The organism is Bacillus sp. B2-WWTP-C-10-Post-4 (assembly GCF_009183805.1).
Taxonomy (GTDB): Bacteria; Bacillota; Bacilli; order Bacillales; family Bacillaceae_G; genus Bacillus_A; species Bacillus_A cereus.
In genome coordinates this window covers 3,961-22,924 of the sequence record NZ_WEII01000069.1, presented here as the reverse complement: position 1 = coordinate 22,924, position 18,964 = coordinate 3,961, and the positions used below count along the sequence as shown (strand labels likewise).

The window sequence follows — 18,964 nt, the reverse complement described above, 5'->3', positions numbered from 1 at the left end:
GGAAGCAGCTGACAGTAAAGCTAAAGAAGAGACTCAGCGTAAAGCTCAGGAAGAAGCTAACCGTAAAGCTCAAGAAGAAGCTGACCATAAAGCTCAGGAAGAAGCTAACCGTAAAGCTCAGGAAGAAGCTAACCGTAAAGCTCAAGAAGAAGCTAACCGTAAAGCTCAAGAAGAAGCTAACCGTAAAACTCAAGAAGAAGCTAACCGTAAAACTCAAGAAGAAGCTAACCGTAAAACTCAAGAAGAGACTCAACGTAAAGCTCAGGAAGAAGCTAACCGTAAAGCTCAAGAAGAAGCTAATCGTAAGGCCCAGGAAGAAGCTTCACAAAAGAGTAATGCTGTCGTTTCCTCATCTAGTGGTAATCATAACGGTTCTAATCAGAAACCTTTCCAAAATGATCCTAGTGATGACAAAGAATCCAATACCACTTGTAAAGGACAAATTAAAGGAAATGCCAATTCGAAAAAATACCATGTTCCTGGTGGACAATATTATGATTCTACAAAAGACAATATTGTTTGGTTCTGTTCAGAAACTGATGCTCAAGCAGCTGGTTATGTGAGATCTAAAAAATAAAATCAATTACATTAGAAAGGGAAACACTCTAAAAGCGTTTCCTTTTCTAATGTCAAAATATTATTATGTTATTATTCATTTAGTAATAGCAAATAATAATCTACACCCTATTAAGAGATTAAATATAAGCTGCTTTACAAGCTTGTTGGACAGCTTGTACTTCAGATGAATTTTTACCATATAAGTTTGTTGCTATACGAATACAACCCTCTTTTAATTCTTTAAAATCAGAAATCATATTTAACTCATCTTTATTCACATAATACAAGATATTAAACATCTTATCTTCTTCCAAAATCTCTTTTCTCTCTTGCTTTTCTTTTAACTCTAACATTTCAAATTCCCCGTTATTATTTATTTATATTTCCTATTATTACTATAAATAATTACTTAGGTATAGCTCCCTTTCCTCCTGTTAAAAAAATATATTTTAATCAAATCTTTAAATTGAAAAAAGAGGTTATTGTTATAAAAATTACAATAATACATACTACTTGAATCTCAACAAATATAAATTGATAGAATATTCCGTCTTATATTGATAAATGCTATTAAATAGATTTTGATAGAGGAAATTTCTGATATGATACTAATTGCTGCATAATATCTTTGGAGAGGATGAAATTGAACAATGAATGTTCATATACAGGGGAACGAGCAAATAACTCATTTATTAAATGAATGGTATCAAGAAATTAGAGCTAGGCATGTAGACGCCGCTCAATTACTTAAACAGGAAATCGAAAACAAAATCCATAACATAGAGGAAAATCAAACGATATTATTATACTTCTCACTACTAGATTTTAGACATCAATATTTAATTGATAGTTTAAGTATTTCTAAAGATAGCTTTAAACAAAGTGATGCTTATAAAACTCCTACAGACGATTTCCTTTCATACTATTATCACTTCTTTAAAGCCATTCATTCCAATGTTACTGGCAATCATAGCCTTGCAAAAATACATTACGATAAAGCTGAATACCTATTAGAAACAATTCCTGATGAGATTGAACATGCTGAATTCCATTATGAGTTGGCCATTTTCTATTGTCATACACATAAATCGATTTTATGTATTAATCATGTAATGAAGGCGAAAGATATATTTTCAAAACATCCTGGGTATGAATTGAAAGTTGCCTTCTGTAATAACCTATATGGATTAGCATGTACTCATTTAAAGGAGTGGGAATTAGCTGAGGAACACTTTATCTCGGCTATGGATACATTCCAAAAAGAAAATTTAGAATACAATATTTTGATTGTTCGTCACAATCTAGGATTTATGTATGCTACACAGAATTTATCCGAGGTAGCATTACGTTATTTATCTGAAGTTAATCAGAAGCTACCTAGCGATTATAAAGCTGTTTTTATTGAAGCTAGGGAACATTATAAATTAGGAGAACATCAAATTGCTCAAGAATTAATAAAAAGAGGCCTACAGCTTTCTACTCAATTGGGAATTGAAGGCTATATACACCACTTTAAGATTTTAGAAAAAATGAATCTAAATAGTTGTGCTACTGATATAGAAAAAACTGTTTTAGAAGGAATTTCTTATTTTGAACGCGAAGAACTATATGAGTATATAAATGAATATACTGAAAAATTAGCAACCCAATTTTACAAAGAAAATAATCATAAAAAAGCCAGCTATTACTATTATGAAGCTAGTAAAGCCAGTGAAAAAAACTTTAAAAAAGGAGCATTAAAATGAAAAAATTAGCGGTTAGCTTACTGGGTATCTTAATTGTTGTAACAGTAACTTTTGGATCAAATTCTTCAACAGGCTCTCAAAGTACTATAAATGTTATTAAATATTCACATGGACATACTGGATGATGAAAGGAAGGATTATACCTTCCTTTTTCTTATATTTTAGAATTCAATACGTATCCCCCTCCTACATTTATTTATATAAATTTAAGAAATAAATAATTCAAAAGGTAAAATAAAAATACTACAATTAAAAACTTCCATTTGTTTCTTTTCGTTGGTTTTCCAGCATGTTGTATATAAAAAAATAAGGCAATACCTGCCATAGCAATTAAAAACATTTGATAGTAATCAATCATCTGTAATACCCCCTCCATACAAAAAATAAGAAGTCTCTTTTTAAGAGACTTCTTATTTTTAATACAAACGACATACATAGGCTAAACATACACAATAAAGTCAGGATGCTGTACTTTATTGCCTTTTTATCATAACATATAATTTATCATTTTTGTTTAATAATTCCATATAATAAAACTTTATCAACCTTAAAATGTTTTATAATAAACGCTGTAGAAATAAATCCGAATATCGGTTCAAACATTGATTAACTCCTTCTGAACTCATATGTGTAGCTATATTTGCATAAAACTGATTAAATAATCAAGTAACAGAATCGCTTGCTCCTTCTCGACGATTCCAGATACATAAGACCGTCAAATCTCTTGCACTATACTAACTTTTACATTTTACCAAACCTATCTCTTATTCAAGTTGTTGAAGATGGGTATCGCTGTAGTTCTTTAGTGAACAAATGAAACCCATTCTGAATTGATGGATTTATACAAAACGCCATCCTTTCTGTATATTTCTACAAAAAGAATAGCGTTTTTTGTTTTATGGATACACTTTTTTAACTTAATAGCGACGTGCTATAATCCCCAACCATTTCTGTAAAAGATTAATATCCCCAAATTTCTACTTCAGCTACTGAAGCAAATCCATTCTGTCCATTCGTTACTTCTATTTTTACATACTTTGCAGTAACTGGGTTAAATGTTGCCGTTTTCTTATCACTATTATTTCCCCATGTTCCTGATGATGCTTTTTCATATTTAATACCATCTACACTTGTATAAATACTGTACCCTAAAATGCGGCCGTTCTCTGATCCATCTTGTCTTGGAAGATAATCCACTTTTGAAATTGTTTGATTTTTGTCAAGTTCCAATGTCAAATTGTATGGATATTGATTTGGTGTCCAACTGCTATGCCAAAATGTATCTGTTTTTCCATCAATTGCTTTACTAGCTGAACCACTTGATTCCTCACTATTTGCACTTGCTTTCATTGTATTTTTAGGCAATACGTATGGTTTAACAGATGGAGAATCAGTTAGAATATCTACTTCAGCTGCTGAAGCAAATCCATTCTGTCCATTTGTTATTTCCACTTTTACATATTTTGCAGTAACTGGATCAAATGTTGCATTTTTCTTATTACTATTATTTTCCCACGTTCCTGATGATATTTTGTCATACTTAACACCATCTACACTCGTATAAATATTGTAAGTTAAAATACGGCCATTTTCTGACCCATCCTGCCTTGGAAGATATGCCAATTGTGAAATGGTACGTGTATCGCCAAGTTCTAGTGTTAAATTGTATGGATATTGATTTGGTGTCCAACTACTATGCCAAAATGTATCTGTTTTTCCATCTATCGCCTTACTAGCTGAACCCGTTGATTCCTCACTATTTGCACTTGCCTTCATTATTTTTTTAGATAATACAGCAAGCGGTTTAACAGGTTTAGCATCCGTTGCTTCCCATATAGGTGCAATTAATGTCGGGTTATTTAAAGCTTCTACTTTTTGTCTCGTTTCTTGGGTTGCCTTCAATCCCCACTGATCAAAAAACGGTAGTACATTTTGTTTTGCTATTTTCGATGTATTGTAAATAAAAGCTTGTATTTTATCTTCGTCTGTTTTTGGAAGTTGATCCTCTGGTATCTCACGATATAATTTGTGAAGATTTGGATAAAACTCATCCCCATATGCCAAATGAAGCTGCCAAAGCATAACAAGTTTTACAAACAGGTCATCAATATTTTTATATTCTTTATTCGTTTGTTTTAAATAAGTAAAAGCCCTATTATAATCTCCCTCTGTATCTAAACGTGTCGGTTTATTTGGATATATTTTCTTGAATGCAGCTAAAGAATATAGATTAACAGTTACTTCACCCATACCTCTTAAATCATTCCACGTCCATGGATATTGTTGTCTTGCATGTCCTGCTTCATGCATTTGTCCCCATCCAAACTCATTTACATTTAAAGTACTTTTGATTGCTTCACCAGCAGTTGTAAAGACGGCACCATCCCAACTTGCATACATGCCCCAGCTTTGTGCATTAGGGTTTTCTACAAAGGTCCAAATACGACGAGTTGAACGATGTAAAGGATTAGGTTCTGTTTCAGATAGCCCCGATATCTTGTCTTGCGCTCGAATCATTTCATCATATTTATTTAATAGTGGCAGAGGATCTTGATTTACAATATATTTATTGGCACTATCACGAGTTACAGTTAGTACTGCTCGTTCTGATTTCAATTGTACTGCATGTGCATCTGGATATTTGTTCATCATGGCAACCCAGTCTTCTTTCGTGTGTTTCCCTAATTCAAAGAAAGGAATAGGACTTCCGCCTTGCGTTACCTGCACCTTAACTGTTCCTGTACTTTGAAAATTATCTAACCCTAATACACCGCCGTTCGATGAAGAAATAGTATTAGAACCGGGAGAAAGATCAATTTCTTTTCCCCATTCTTTATCATATTGATGTGTCCCAATAATGGCTCTAATCTTTTGTGTTCCTGATACTGTAATAGTAACCTGTTCATTAGGTTTCACATAAATGCCTGTTGGCATATAATTTTTTTGCTCACCTCTTTTTTCTCTTTTTGCTTCATCCGAAAAACTGCCTGTACCTGGAAGATCAAACTCTCTTTGTTCAAGTTGAGTTGCAATTTGTGCAGTTTCAGCATGTACAGCTAAATTATTTGTCATGATAGGTGCAAATAAAGTAGTTGCTAAAATAGCGGATGTCGCAAACACCTTTATAGTTTTTTGTAATCTACCACTCTTTCTTTTGTCCATATAAATCAGTCCTTTCGTTCAATTTCATTATTACTTACATACGAAATATCAGTTTTCTCACTAATTTCAAAAGTGGATTTATTAAATGTACATGTATTTTAAACAATGCTAATTATATTTTTGGATGAGTATAATAACACTTCAATTTCTTTTCCTAATTAATCTAGAGATACATTTCCTTCATTGATTTTTTAAATCACTCCTCTAAATAAGAATTTAAGATAAATGTCCTGTCTCAAAGGTCCTTTCCTAATTTTGGTATTACGAATTAAGTATAATTCGAAAATAAAATTATACAATTGAGAAAAATAATAATGTTAAAAATTTACATACGCATAAAGTTTTTAACATTTACTGAAAAATAATGTGTTATATGAGGATTAATTTAATATATTTGGTGTTAAAAAATATTTTTAATAGAGGATTGTTCATTCCCATTCAGAAAAACTCCACCTTGGTGTTTTCAAATTATGAAGTCCCCACTTTCTAGTCTTTCTACAAAAGATATAGAGTTCATTTACAATCTGATTCATGATTTTTTTAAATTACCCTTCCCTTCTGTTAAGAAGACTTCAAAACTTGAATAGATTACCTTATATCGCTACTTTGTGTATGCAAAATTACATACCAATCCCCATTGAAAATAGTTCTCATTGTAACTATAATGGTTTCAGGGATTGAAATTTTCACTTTCGTTTCAAATCTCACAATATATTAAAGGAGGAAATACTATTATGAAAAAATTGATTTTAGCAGGGGCACTAGGAATTGCAGTATTTTCAGGTATGAACTTACCAGGGGCTGAGGCATCAAAAGCAAGTGCAGCTACTACGAATTTAGAAATCCAAGAAGTCACAAAATACTACTCTATGAGTTCCTATGAAGTGTCTCAAAAAGAATCATTTAATCTAAAAAAAGGGGAAGAACTTACAGTCTTTGTACAAAATTCAGGGTTCCCAATTTCTTATACGGTCTTTGATGCAGATGATCAAGTAATTGGCACATTCAATGCTAATTCCCCATATGGTCGCGTATTCAAAGCGCAAAAAGACGGTAATATTTCTGTACAATTTCAAGCAGGTGTAAATTCTACGTACATGAAGAAGATGAATTTTACAGCTAAATTTGCTGTTTCTAAACTTAACCAACAATAAAAAATGTAACGCTTCTCTTTAAAAACAAATTAAAAAGGTATATCCCTTTAATGGGATATACCTTTAGTTTTAGTGAATTTTATATTGACCAGATAGCTGCTCTTGCGCCATACGAACTAAACGTTTCGTAATCTCTCCACCTACTGAACCATTCGCTCGTGCTGTTGAATCTGGTCCAAGTGTAACACCAAACTCCTGAGCAATTTCATATTTCATTTGCTCAATTGCACTTGCTGCAGCTGCTATTAAGATTTCGTTTGAATTATTATTTTCGCGAATTTGCATTTTTTAAACACCTCCGTTGAATTTGGTAATATCATGCTCTATTTCCAACAAAATATGCAAAAAAATTATTCGTTTAGCTATTTTACATATATACCTAAGCTTTCATTCCTTATGTGGGAATAAATAAAGGTATAGGTCATACCCTATACCTATACCTTTACCTTTACCTTTACCTTCTTCTATCCTACTTACTTTTAAATTCCCCTATTAACCCCTGTAACTCTTGCGAGAGCCAATTTAAAGAATTTGCTAACTCTGCAATATCTTGTACATATAGTTCTTGCTCTTTCATACTTGTCTCCACATTACTACTGCTATTCACATATGTATTTGCAATGTTTGATAATTCATTTATAAAATGAACAATAGTTTGATTATTTTTTAGAATGTCACTTGAATGATTCGAAGTCGCTTTAATTTGATTTGTAACAGATTGTGCAGATTCTGAAATCTTTTCAAAGAATGCACCACTACTTTGAACAAGTGTTATTCCTAATTCTACTTCCTTTGAACTCTCCTGTATGGATCTTACAGCTCTCTCTGCTTCAGCCTGGGTTTCACCAATTAATTTAGCTATATCCCTTGCAGATGCCTCGGTTCTTTTCGCTAATATACGTACCTCGTCCGCAACACCTGAAAACTCTTCCCCCATCTCTCCAGCACATGAGGATTCAGTAGAAGCATTTAAAGCTAATGAATTTGTTTGATTTGAAATGGTTGTAATTACAGTAAGAATTTCATGAATTTCCTTAGATCGTGCTTCGAATGCATAAATACTAGAAGATACATCCTGAACTGTATCTTGGATTCTTTTCATTTGATTCACGATTTGCTTAATCAAATCTTTTCCCTCTACAGAATGCTGTTCCATGTCTTCCAAAGCATTGCCAACTTGTTTTGCAACTCCTTTAATTTCTTTCATCTTACTTTCCATTTCTTGAACAATCCCTAAACATTTTTGCACTACATATTCATGAGAATGTGCTCCTAAATTTAATCCTGTAATAGCACTTGCAATTTCTTTAAAGGCTATGCTATTCTCTTTTGTACTTACCGACAATTCCTGTGAAGATGTCGAAACCTGTTCAGCAGTCTGCCTTACTTTATCTATAATCCTATTAAACTTTTTAATAGTGTTATTAAAATAGATATTAGTTATCCCTATATCATCAGATCTTTCATTCAATTTAATACTTAAATCCCCTTCACCAACTTTACGTAACCCTTCTTGTAAATCCTTTAAAGGCGATAGAGAGTTTCGTGAGATAAATATTTGAATTGTAATTGCGATAGTTAATGAAATTATAATAAATAGTAAACCTTGTATCATAAAGTTTTTCTTTGTAAGAGGAATAACAGAAGCTTCCAAATCCGCTGCAACAATTGCAATTATATTTTTATTTTCATCTGTAACTGGCTCTAAAATTGTTACCCAGAACCCTAATTCATCTTCATATACTTCTGTCATTTGTGCCTCTTTTGTTTGTATTACTTTATCATATGTTTTCATCCAATAAGTAGGTTGCTCATAGTATTCACCTGGTTTTACAGAAACAGTATTTGCTAATTCTGTATCCAAAGCTACTATTTGTAATTCAGCTTTTTCATTTAGCTTGGCTCCTGTAACATATGTTTGTCCAACACTTTTCATATCTTTTATAGATTTATCTAATTGCTCCGTCAATTTTTCTTTCTTCACTCTTTGAGCTGTGGGGTCTTTTGCTACATCTCTTACTATTTCTAGATCTAATTGATTTAATACCGCATCACCTGTTTCAAAAGACTGCCTCTCAAATATAGACATCATACTATTTTGAAACATATTAAAACTTAACGCTCCCATACTTCCAACAAGCGTTAGAATTACTAATACCGTTAGTAATACATTTTTTTGAAGCAACGATAGCTTATGCCAATATTTTTTCATTGATTTCTCCTTTCTGATTTTCAACAATACAAAAATAAAGTAGTAACATATTAAGAGATTCTCTTTCTTTTATTAATTTAAACTTTAAAATAGCATACTTATCGTTCAACCAAACGTTCCAATTTTTTTTCATTTACAATTGCATCTTTTATATGTTCAGCTGCTCCTGGAAATCTATTAAAAGGAAGACGTAATACTTCTACCACTTCATCTTTTCTATTTGTACTGATTTCTTCTAAATCGATGATATTAAAGGATTTGCCTATAATAATTGATATAATGTTTAATAGACGACTAAGAATATTTAAAATTCCATATTTATCTCCTAAAGATTTTCAAATTAGATTTGTTGCAGTACCTTCAGCAAGGATTTTTTATAATATCGTTAGTTTTAAATAAAGATAAGAATTTTTAAGAGCCTCATCTTTAGTTATTTTTATCTTGCAGAACAATAAAATCTGAAAGTTTAATTCAATCTCCTATTTTATAACTTTTTCCCTTATTTTTCTATAATATTATAATATTTACCTGTACAATCTAAACTTAGACTCTTTTGGCCTTTACTCTTCAAGTGTCTTAAATTCATATGAGGTAGCGCAGAAAGTAAATTTTTAATAAAAAACTTTTGTATTAAAAAATGCAAAAATACATACTCCTCCAAAACTATATGCACTTAAATATTCATATAGTAAAATAAACAGTGCAAGCGTGTCCTATACAGCATATTTCCTTAACTGGCTTGATATTATATTCATCATAAAATTGGTGTGAACTTAATATCTCACTTAGCTCTTTAATATTTTAATATTAACAATATAGTGTTAATATATCCCTACTTTATCGCTACACCTACATATAAGCCAAGAATTCAATTACAGAACGGTTTTCATCAATAGTAGACAAAAACATGTCAAACAAAAAGAGACTCAATTATTTATTACTTTTCGTATAGATGTAATAAAAGATTATAGGAGAAATATATATGCTCAAAAAAATAAATAGATTTATGTTTGCTTTGCCTACCATTTCTGTTATTATTCTTATTTTATTAGGATCATTTTTATTTATAATACCATTAGATCTATTCTTACCTGAAATACAAAAAAACCCAATAACAGAAGCACCTCTTATTCTTCAAGTTTTATTAGGGGTATTAGCGGCACCTATATATGAAACAATAGTTTTTCAAGTATTTTTATTTTGGCTATTAAGTTGGATTCCTTACATTAAAAATCACGATTACCTTATCATATTAATAGCTTCAATTATATTTGGATTAAATCATCCATATGGAATCACTTATATAGTTGGTACAACGATAATTGGTCTTTTATATAACTATGCTTATTGGGTATATAAAAAAAAGAATGAAAAATATCAGGTTACCATGTCTGCTTTTGGGGTTGTTTTTTTGATTCACTTATTACATAATTCTGTTACTTTTATAGCTTCAAATTTATCATTTTAGCCAAGAAGACTCCTTCCTCAAGGAGCGTAAAGGGTCAAAAAGCCAATTTAAATATGTAGAAGAAATGAATGCATTTGCTTGTCCGATGGGGTGTATTTTAGAGTATGCGACAACGGATCGTGAAGGATATCATCAATATAAATCCAACCCAGAAGACTACGCTGTTTGTCCGCTACGTGAGGTATGTTTTTCAAAGAAACAAAAAGTTATCACTCATCATATATGGGAGAAATATAAGGATATCGCTAGAAAAAACAAACTAACAGTTACAGGGAAAAAGTTTTACAAAGTACGCTATTCAACTATAGAGCGAAGCTTTGCGGACGCCAAAGAACTACATGGCTATCGATATGCTCGATTTCGGGGGCTGAAGTCTGTCCAAATGCAGGCTTATCTCACCGCAACTTGTCAAAACATGAAAAAAAATAGCCCTCCATCTGACCAAAAAAGGTCTGGTGGAGGGCTATTTTTTGAAACTCTATTATTTTATATTGTTTTTATTCGCTAAAATCAAAAACAAACTCATCTTATGACCGCGTTTCTTCTTACGAAATTAAGTAATTGTTTCAATAGCTGGTTTTTTAGTCATAGAATTACTTTATCTCTCAGCTTTATTATTCTGTTCTTTCGCCTAAAATTCCAATATCCCCATTACTTCCTTCGTAAATAGTTTGAAATCAGTTAAATGTTTTTCAATAATTTGACGAACAATATCTAAATTTACACTTTGATAATCATGAACAGCAATATTACGAAATCCAACCATCGCCTTTAACTTATTTGCTAGATCAGCGCTAAGTAATCCTGCTGTAACCAATAAATCAAAGGCCTCTCGACTAGATTGGGGTAGTCCTAATTTTTTCCCAGCAACAATATGCATTGCTAGATCAATACTCGCTTCACAAGCTCTTTGTATATTCAATATTATTGAATCTTGTTTTGTAAAGTCCTCTAAATTTTCAGGGTCATTTCCATACACATCTTGGATTCTTTTTATACAACGCTCTATTGTAGAAATTTTATTTAAAATAACCTCATTCTTCATATATAGAACCTCTTTTCTTTATATCATCAAATACTACCTGTCGTTCTTCATTCAATTTTGAATACATTTTTAAAGTTTTCATTTCAAAAATAACCTTACGTTTTTCATCGGAACAAAATATTGTCTTTCCTGTATGTATAATCTGAGCTTGAAAAACTGTAGAAGCTTCGGATAAATCAACTAAATCAACATCTCTCTGAACAATGTTAGCTAACTCCTGTGCTAATAAAAAACGTTCATAGTTCCCTAATGTTGTGTCACTTACATAAGCTATATCAATATCACTATCTTCTCGTTCTCTGTTCTCAGCCGTTGATCCAAACACAATTATCCAATAGGGATTCACCGTCTCTTGTAATTTTTCTATAATAGCTGTTATCATGCTTTGAAAAATCATTTAATTAATCCCCCTTATTGTACTTGAATTTTATTATATCATAACCAATCATAAATCCTTTAAACGACTATAAATACGTAAACAAAATTAAGCTTTTTTAGTACTTAACTCCTCACAAAATCAGAAGCTTATTTCTGACCTAAAATTATTATAGTTCAGGAGTAGATATATTGTAGCTTTGGATCTTAAATAATTGTTAATAATCCAACACTTTCCTGTTAAATGCCTTTTTTATTTTCTTCCTGCAAAATTAAAAGACTGACAATAACTGTCAGCCTCTTACTTTAACAACTCTAAAGAACTTTCGCCTATTTCACAATATACATTCTAATAGTTTGAGGATATATTGCTCTATTGAACTACCCCCACTTTCACTTCGTTTAGAAGTGAGGGATTCCTAAGTAAAGAGTTCTATCGAACTCTAATTGATTAGGCTAACCCCGCAGTCCTTGCGGTTAGAAGCCTTATCGCTTCATTCTTTAGATTGATACTTGCGTTAATATCCCTATCATGGTGTGTACGACAAGAAGGACAGTCGCATTCACGTAGGTTTAGATTTTTAACGTCTTTATTTTGATATCCACAACAGGAACATAATTGGCTGGAAGCAAATGTTTTCGATACGACAATGACTTGTTTGCCATACCATTTTGCTTTGTATTCTAACATTGATCGAAATTGCAACCAAGATACCTCACTAATTGCTTTTGCTAACTTATGATTTTTTAACATATTCGATACTTGCAAATCCTCTATACCGATAACATCGTGGTTTTTGATGATTTCAGTTGAGATTTTGTCCAAGTAATCTTTTCTAGCATTTGATATGTATTCATGAATTCTAGCTATCTTTACTCGTTGTTTATTCCAGCGAGAAGATCCTTTCATTCTTCTAGAAAGAACACGCTGTGCTTTCGCCAACTTATCTTCTAATGATCGGAAAAACTTCGGATTTTTATAGTGTGTTCCATTTGACAAAATAGCGAAATCTTTTAGTCCTACATCTATTCCAATGTAAGAATGTGTTTTCGGAAGTTCTTGTATTTCTGTTTCAACTAATAGTGACACAAAATATCTACCAGAAGGGTTCCGTCTAACTGTAGCATTTACAATACGTCCCTCTACTTCACGACTTTTGGCAAATCGAACAAGGCCTAGTTTCGGCAACTTTATTTTATTCCCTATAATGGCAATGTTTTCATTTGTTTGTTTTGTGGTATAAGATTGTAAGTTGTTCTTCTTAGATTTAAAGCGCGGTGCGCTATTTTGTTTTTTAAAAAAGCGTGTATAAGCATCCGCAAGGTTGCGAATAGACGACTGAATCGCAATACTATCCACTTCTTTTAGCCAAACAAGCTCTTTCTTCATGGCAGGTAGTTTGGCAGAGCATGTACCATAGGTCAAGCCTTTTCCTGTCTCTTTGTATGCATGATCCCATAAGGATAGGAAATAATTGAATACAAAACGAGAACACCCAATCGTTTTGTTAATTAGAATTGCTTGTGCTTGATTTGGATAGATACGAAACTTATAGGCTTTATTCATCATTATTTGATTCACCTCCATTTCGGTATATGACCATTATACACCAAACGTACATTCGATAGATAGTGGAGTAATACTTTCTATATGTCGAACAATTAAGATGGCTTCCCGCCATCCCTTGTTCAAACCCAATTCATCTCCCACCTACTCACTGGACTGTGACCCTTCACGCTCCTTGAGGAAGGAGTCTTCTTGGCTAAAATGATAAAGAATTATATATTAATCCACCTTTAATTTTTCTTTTACCTTTGTAGGGAGTTCATCTTTTTTCACTTCTTCCCAAGATTTCACACCTTTTTTCTCAGAGTAATATATACGTAAAAACGCTTCTTTACGAAGGTTTTTTAACGCTGTAAACTCCATTTCTTTCTCTTTACCATCCTTATCAAATCCAGGTAATTTATATTCGTAAGTCGTATCCCCATTTACATTTTTCTCTTTTAATTTTTCACCATCCTTGGTAATTTGCACATAATATGTATCTGTACCAAGACGATTTAAATTACACCCGGATAACAACACAGTAAACATCACAAAAAAGCTACACATAAGCACTATTCGTTTCATATTATTCACCTCATATCTTTTCTCACAAAAATTATATCCTAATCTATTGGCTGCCAAAATTCATTTCCATTACGCTAACATTACGTTTTTGTAAGGTAGTAAAAACAGCTTAAAATAAAAAGGATATAAATTCATATTTCTATTGAATTCATATCCTTTGTTCTTATTGAGTAAACTATTTTGTCCCATGCTTAATAGGAGGTATTTCTATTATTCTGGGAAAATAAAGCTAGAGTCCTCTCCACTATTAGCAGTATCTTCTTTCGGGAATGTTATAGTAGATCCTTCATTTCCCTTATTTCCTTTATTTATTTCTTGTTCCTCAGGAAATACAATGGAAGAATCATTACCTAAGTTTGGTGAAAAACCAAGTTTAGATAAAATAGCTTTTAAGTCAGGTAAAACACCAATTTTATCAGAAGTTGGATCATTGGATTTCGTTCCGGTGCTAGAATCACTTAAAATATCCCTAAGTTGACTTGGTGTATATACTCTCCCCTGATTATTTTTTGCTATTCCTTGAATTGATGCTGCAGCACCAGCAATAATAGGTGATGCGCTAGATGTTCCAGCAAAACTAGATGTATATAGATTTGTTATAAATTCACTTGGTTTAGCATCTGTAGTATCTACTGCATTCCCCCATCCATACACATCCACTCTACTACCGTAATTAGAGAAATATGAACGCTTATGAGGAACCCTTGCAGAAGCTGCCCCAACCATAATTGCCCCTGAATCTTTAAAATCAGGACTATTACGATTTAAAACTTGTTTACCATTACGGTCTCTAAATTGATCCAAGTCATTTCCGCCGTTTGCACCTGCTTCAATAATAATAATTCCCTTATTTGTTCCCATACGAATTGCATCAAATATGTCTGGTTTTACTTCCACAGGAAAATAGTTCTTATCTCCATATCCATCGTAAGTTGCTTGTGCCTCTAGTAAAAGAATATCTCCAGCTTGCATATTGTTAACCGCACTTAAAATAGCATCAGCTGTATTATAATTTCCGTTATCCCTAATCTGAGATACAACCTTTACCTTAGCTTTCGGTGCGATCCCAATTCCACCTATATTATTATCCTCTGCCGAAACAATTCCTAAGACTGAGGTACCATGATCATGGTGCTCGCTTTTATTCTGTCCAGATATCAGTTCAATCTTTTGATTCACTAAATCCTCATGATTAAATAACCACCCATACTCCATATCTACGAAAGTAGTTCCTTTTCCATCTCCACCTTTTATGCTCCAGGCATAAGGTGCATTAATTCCTAATGGTGCTGGTTCAAGGTAACCTTGTCTTGTAAGTCTAGGCTCATCATATGGATTAACAGATAAGTTTGGCAAACGCTCTGCTGGTGGCGCCTCTTCTTCCTGTAAATACGCCGTTTCAACAAGAGATGATTTTTCAAATTTTGTAAGTAATGCTTGTACATCAATATCATCTTGAGTTTCTACAATATAATAGTTTAGCAAATTAGAAGAAATATGATCGGAATCTTTTATTTCTTTACCAAGATTTTTAATTTCTTTAGGATTTAAAGAATTAAAAAGTCGATTTATAGTTACATTTGGATATTCAGCTAAAATTCCAACTAATTCAGGATCTTGTTTTTCTTCTTTAATGAATTTTTCTATTCCATCCTGATATGGTAAATTCGCTTCATTTTTAAATTTCAAAATTAATTGTTTAGTAACTTGCTTATGTACAGTAGAATTCAATTGCTTATTTGAATAATTGTAAGTAGCCGCATAGGCAACTTCTGATTTTTCATTTGGAAGTAGTCCGCCTACCCCATTAAATGCTGTTAATGCAATTGAAGAAACTAAAATTCCCTTAAAAATTTTCAAAACATGCACCTCTTCTTATTAGTATATAGTTATAAAAAAATGTATATTACCTAATTTCTTTTTATACAAACGTTTTATATGTAGGACTATATTTTCAACCCCATTCATTTTTTAATATTTGTTTATACATCATTAATACAACCAATTCATACCAACAACTTTATTAATTCAGTTGCACAACTGTAACCATTATAGTTACACCTTTACGAAATAGTCAACCTTAAATGCAATTTTGCATGTAAAATCATACATACTTCTATCAACTTACTCCCAATTATTTCAAGAGAAGTTGAACTTCTATCATTTTGAGTAATTGCATATATATAATATAAAACATATAAGGGGGGTTAAAACGTGGTAATCTCAAGACAAGATTCCTGGACTGATGATAACGATTTACTTCTCGCATCAACAGTACTTCAGAATATTCGTAACGGTGGCACACAGTTAGCTGCATTCAAAGAAGTAGCAAAACTACTAGCTAGAACACCCGCAGCTTGTGGATTTCGTTGGAATTCATATGTGAGAAAACAATACCAAGAAGAAATACAACTAGCAAAACAAGACCGAAAAATGGGAAACAACATTCCCCTCTCCCCATTAGAAAAAGAAAAAAACTCTTTGTCTATTACATTAGATGATATTATTCTCTTTCTACAAAATTATAAAGATGTGAATGAATTGACAAAATTACAAAATCAAATTGAAGATTTAGAAACAGAGAATCAATCTCTTCTACAACGTATAACTATGTATGAAGAAGAGTATCGTATGTTACTGAACCATATCGATAAGACAAGAAATTTAATTGCAGTGGATTAAATAGCATAACTATAATGACTTTCCAGTAGGATCTTCACCTGACAAAACCACCGTAAATAAAGAAAATTCAGACTATTATTAGTGATAATAAGTAAAATACACATACATAATGTATGTGTATTTTTAATTTGAATATTATTAAAAGAAATATTTAGTCTATGTTACATCTTTTCTAATATTTCTTGTCTTTCACACCATTTCGTTAACTTTTCTAACGCCTTTTTAGATAAACGTTTTGTTTTATAATTACAAAATCTAGATAATGTCGATGGAGAAATATTCATTTCATCTGCTATTTCACGAATGCTTACCTTTTTTTCATTGTGTACTTTCAGTATTTGGTCACGGATCTTTTTCTCTATTTGTTCGACTGATTCTACAGTCTTCTTTATCTCTTTAACAACTGTTACTTCGGGTAATTGCTCTTGTGGTTCCTCTACAATCTTCTTTCCTATTACCCTATCCATTGACTGTAGCATTTCTTCAGGTGGCAAAATCGTTATTCCTAAGTTAGTGTAATAATTTTTAAACCAATTACGTTTCCCAATTTGTTGTTCATCCAGTGGGTCACTATACTCCCAATGAGAGATTACTTTTTCATTTTCTAAATCCATTAGAACGTTTTCTAACTGTTCTCTAATACGATTAGGCTTCCAATCTTTCGGGATATCCATTACTGCTAGCAGGCCTTTGTCCCCACCTATAGAATATGGCTTTTTCAATGATGAATACATTTGTCTAATTCTCCATTGCCATGTTAAGTATCGTATTAACCTTTTATGATATTTGTGTCTATAACTATTGTATTCAAGTGCTTTTTTAGACAATAATGCTGTTGTATTATTAGATCCGTATAAATAATTGGTTAAAAAGCTGCCTGGCTTAATACGACAAGATTCAATACCCATATATTCATTTGTAACACTATGTCTCCACAATACAACCGAATCTAATACAAATAATCGTTTAACAACCTCACGCTTTAATTCTAGTCGTTCCCCTTCATCTTCACGGTCATTTAATACTACGACTTCATTCTCATCATTTAAATAGATAAAAATACTTGCTAAAGCTGCAATTCTTTTTGCTATTTTAATTTTATCTTCCGCTCTATAGTATTCCTTATTTTTGACTACTGTTTTTGGAATGTTGCACATCTCTAAAACTTGCTCATAAGAAAAATCAATGAATTCGTCTGGAGATTTTGCTTCGTTTATCCATTGTATTGTAATTGCATCTAAACAATCTGCCGTTAAATCATCCATATTACTCATTACATCATCAACAAGAGTATTCCATCGAGCTGCTTCTTCTATATTAGTAAGTCTTAAATCTTCATCTTTGTGTGAAGAAAGCTGGGCTACACCATTAGAAGATTTTGTTTCAATAGGATATTGTAAAACCTTACTCAGTTCATCTTCTTCAAATTGATTTTTTGCAATCCCATCTCTTAGCTTATAATAAACAGCAGAGTTATTTACCTCATAATAATCCTCATGGTTTACTATACTTGTCTCTTCTATATTTTGATCATTTTCTACTATTATGGAACTTGAAGAAGCTATATTTTGGAATTCTTTGTCTATAAATCCTTCAATTTCTTTATATATTTCTTCCTTATAGGAATCAATTTTGGCATAAATTTGTACTAATGTAGTACCAGATTCTTGTTTTTTCTCTAGCCAAGACACTAATGCAGTAAATGATGGGGAAGCATGAGGTGATGTGAGTACTTTATTATTATTGTTTTCAACATCTTTAAAATATGCATTCCACTTATTCCATACTAGCTCGTTAGTTTTATAAATTGGCTCAGAGATTAACAATGCATCTCGAAACATTTGTAATAAGTTATCCACTTTCTTTTCCTCCCTAAACCATGGATCACAATTAAATAATTCTCAGTATAAAAATCTTAACTACTATTATATTTAATTTATTGTAACAGATATTTACAAATTTTTGTTTCTTTCTTCTCTATTCTGCTTTTCTTGCATTCCTTTTGCAACTTTCTTTCCTGAACTTGCAACATGCTGCTCTTTCTTTTCCCTATTTCTTCTTACTTGCATTTCTTTTGCGCTTTGCTTTCCTTAACTCCTTAACTTGCAACATACTGCTCTTTCTTTTCTCTATTTCTTTTTCCTACATTCCTTTTGCGCTTTGCTTTCCTTAACTCCTTAACTTGCAACATACTGCTCTTTCTTTTCCCTATTTCTTCTTCCTACATTCCTTTTGCGCTTTGCTTTCCTTAACTCTTCAACTTGCAACAGGTTGCTTTTTTTCTTACCTATTTCCCCTTACTTACATTCCTTTTGCGCTTTGCTTTCCTTAACTCCTTAACTTGCAACATACTGCTCTTTCTTTTCCCTATTTCTTCTTCCTACATTCCTTTTGCGCTTTGCTTTCCTTAACTCTTCAACTTGCAACAG

17 protein-coding genes and 1 pseudogene are annotated in these 18,964 nt (G+C 32.1%); 7 read left to right on the top strand and 11 right to left on the bottom strand.

Annotation, left to right across the window (positions count from 1 at the left end; genetic code table 11):
* The coding region (locus tag GBN78_RS21640; protein WP_193224750.1) for a sunset domain-containing protein at positions 1 to 577 on the top strand (577 nt) is incomplete at its 5' end.
* 118 nt (positions 578 to 695) lie between these two features.
* On the opposite strand, the gene GBN78_RS21635 is transcribed toward GBN78_RS21640, so the two are convergent.
* Positions 696 to 911 carry a M4 family metallopeptidase gene (locus GBN78_RS21635; protein WP_088046097.1) on the bottom strand — a complete coding sequence of 72 codons (216 nt, stop codon included), beginning with the start codon at positions 909 to 911 and terminating at the stop codon, positions 696 to 698.
* A gap of 297 nt (positions 912 to 1,208) precedes the next feature.
* On the opposite strand from GBN78_RS21635, the gene GBN78_RS21630 reads away from it, so the two are divergent.
* Together GBN78_RS21630 and GBN78_RS30915 are read left to right on the top strand one after the other, a co-directional pair.
* Complete coding sequence (locus GBN78_RS21630; RefSeq protein ID WP_001100598.1) at positions 1,209 to 2,303, top strand: Rap family tetratricopeptide repeat protein; 1,095 nt, start codon at positions 1,209 to 1,211, stop codon at positions 2,301 to 2,303.
* Positions 2,300 to 2,428 (top strand): hypothetical protein, encoded by a 129-nt coding sequence (locus tag GBN78_RS30915; protein WP_000732002.1) that lies wholly within the window; start codon positions 2,300 to 2,302, stop codon positions 2,426 to 2,428. The genes GBN78_RS21630 and GBN78_RS30915 overlap by 4 nt, the downstream gene beginning before the upstream one ends.
* 71 nt (positions 2,429 to 2,499) lie before the next feature.
* On the opposite strand, the gene GBN78_RS30340 is transcribed toward GBN78_RS30915, so the two are convergent.
* Both GBN78_RS30340 and GBN78_RS21625 read right to left on the bottom strand, forming a co-directional pair.
* Positions 2,500 to 2,661 (bottom strand): hypothetical protein, encoded by a 162-nt coding sequence (locus tag GBN78_RS30340; protein WP_165852350.1) that lies wholly within the window; start codon positions 2,659 to 2,661, stop codon positions 2,500 to 2,502.
* 602 nt (positions 2,662 to 3,263) lie between these two features.
* Entirely contained in the window at positions 3,264 to 5,465 is a 2,202-nt protein-coding gene (locus GBN78_RS21625; RefSeq protein ID WP_152127697.1) for a discoidin domain-containing protein, read from the bottom strand.
* Positions 5,466 to 6,199: 734 nt separating this feature from the next.
* Between GBN78_RS21625 and GBN78_RS21620 the strand changes: the two genes are divergently transcribed.
* Positions 6,200 to 6,619: a hypothetical protein gene (locus tag GBN78_RS21620; RefSeq protein WP_088361404.1), complete on the top strand. Its 420-nt coding sequence runs from the start codon at positions 6,200 to 6,202 to the stop codon at positions 6,617 to 6,619.
* A gap of 69 nt (positions 6,620 to 6,688) precedes the next feature.
* On the opposite strand, the gene GBN78_RS21615 is transcribed toward GBN78_RS21620, so the two are convergent.
* Both GBN78_RS21615 and GBN78_RS21610 read right to left on the bottom strand, forming a co-directional pair.
* Entirely contained in the window at positions 6,689 to 6,904 is a 216-nt protein-coding gene (locus GBN78_RS21615) for an alpha/beta-type small acid-soluble spore protein (RefSeq protein WP_001167047.1), read from the bottom strand.
* Positions 6,905 to 7,088: 184 nt separating this feature from the next.
* A complete protein-coding gene (locus GBN78_RS21610) occupies positions 7,089 to 8,831 on the bottom strand; it encodes a methyl-accepting chemotaxis protein (RefSeq protein WP_152127696.1) in 1,743 nt (580 codons plus the stop codon).
* 982 nt (positions 8,832 to 9,813) lie between these two features.
* Here GBN78_RS21610 and GBN78_RS21605 point away from each other — a divergent pair.
* Positions 9,814 to 10,299, top strand: coding sequence for a CPBP family intramembrane glutamic endopeptidase (locus GBN78_RS21605; protein ID WP_152127695.1), 486 nt, complete (start codon positions 9,814 to 9,816; stop codon positions 10,297 to 10,299).
* A 34-nt stretch (positions 10,300 to 10,333) separates the two neighbouring features.
* A pseudogene (locus GBN78_RS21600) lies at positions 10,334 to 10,769 on the top strand (transposase); the annotation flags it as partial.
* Positions 10,770 to 10,930: 161 nt separating this feature from the next.
* Here the strand turns inward: GBN78_RS21600 and hepT are convergent.
* The 5 genes from hepT to GBN78_RS21575 form a co-directional block, all read right to left on the bottom strand.
* The gene (hepT, locus tag GBN78_RS21595) at positions 10,931 to 11,344 is read right to left on the bottom strand and encodes a type VII toxin-antitoxin system HepT family RNase toxin (RefSeq protein ID WP_000787540.1); all 414 of its coding nucleotides are present in this window, start codon (positions 11,342 to 11,344) and stop codon (positions 10,931 to 10,933) included.
* Entirely contained in the window at positions 11,334 to 11,741 is a 408-nt protein-coding gene (gene mntA, locus GBN78_RS21590) for a type VII toxin-antitoxin system MntA family adenylyltransferase antitoxin (RefSeq protein ID WP_000577229.1), read from the bottom strand. The genes hepT and mntA overlap by 11 nt, the downstream gene beginning before the upstream one ends.
* Positions 11,742 to 12,170: 429 nt before the next feature.
* On the bottom strand, positions 12,171 to 13,289 hold the full coding sequence (gene tnpB / locus GBN78_RS21585; RefSeq protein WP_152127694.1) for an IS200/IS605 family element RNA-guided endonuclease TnpB: 1,119 nt from the start codon (positions 13,287 to 13,289) through the stop codon (positions 12,171 to 12,173).
* Between the two features lie 216 nt (positions 13,290 to 13,505).
* Positions 13,506 to 13,853 (bottom strand): YxeA family protein, encoded by a 348-nt coding sequence (locus GBN78_RS21580; protein ID WP_000822910.1) that lies wholly within the window; start codon positions 13,851 to 13,853, stop codon positions 13,506 to 13,508.
* A gap of 210 nt (positions 13,854 to 14,063) precedes the next feature.
* On the bottom strand, positions 14,064 to 15,713 hold the full coding sequence (locus tag GBN78_RS21575; protein ID WP_098300624.1) for a S8 family peptidase: 1,650 nt from the start codon (positions 15,711 to 15,713) through the stop codon (positions 14,064 to 14,066).
* 354 nt (positions 15,714 to 16,067) lie between these two features.
* Here GBN78_RS21575 and GBN78_RS21570 point away from each other — a divergent pair, with 354 nt between their 5' ends.
* Entirely contained in the window at positions 16,068 to 16,535 is a 468-nt protein-coding gene (locus GBN78_RS21570; protein WP_000237070.1) for an RsfA family transcriptional regulator, read from the top strand.
* A gap of 161 nt (positions 16,536 to 16,696) precedes the next feature.
* Here the strand turns inward: GBN78_RS21570 and GBN78_RS21565 are convergent, their stop codons facing one another.
* Positions 16,697 to 18,394: a helix-turn-helix domain-containing protein gene (locus tag GBN78_RS21565; RefSeq protein WP_152127693.1), complete on the bottom strand. Its 1,698-nt coding sequence runs from the start codon at positions 18,392 to 18,394 to the stop codon at positions 16,697 to 16,699.
* Positions 18,395 to 18,964: the final 570 nt, after the last annotated feature.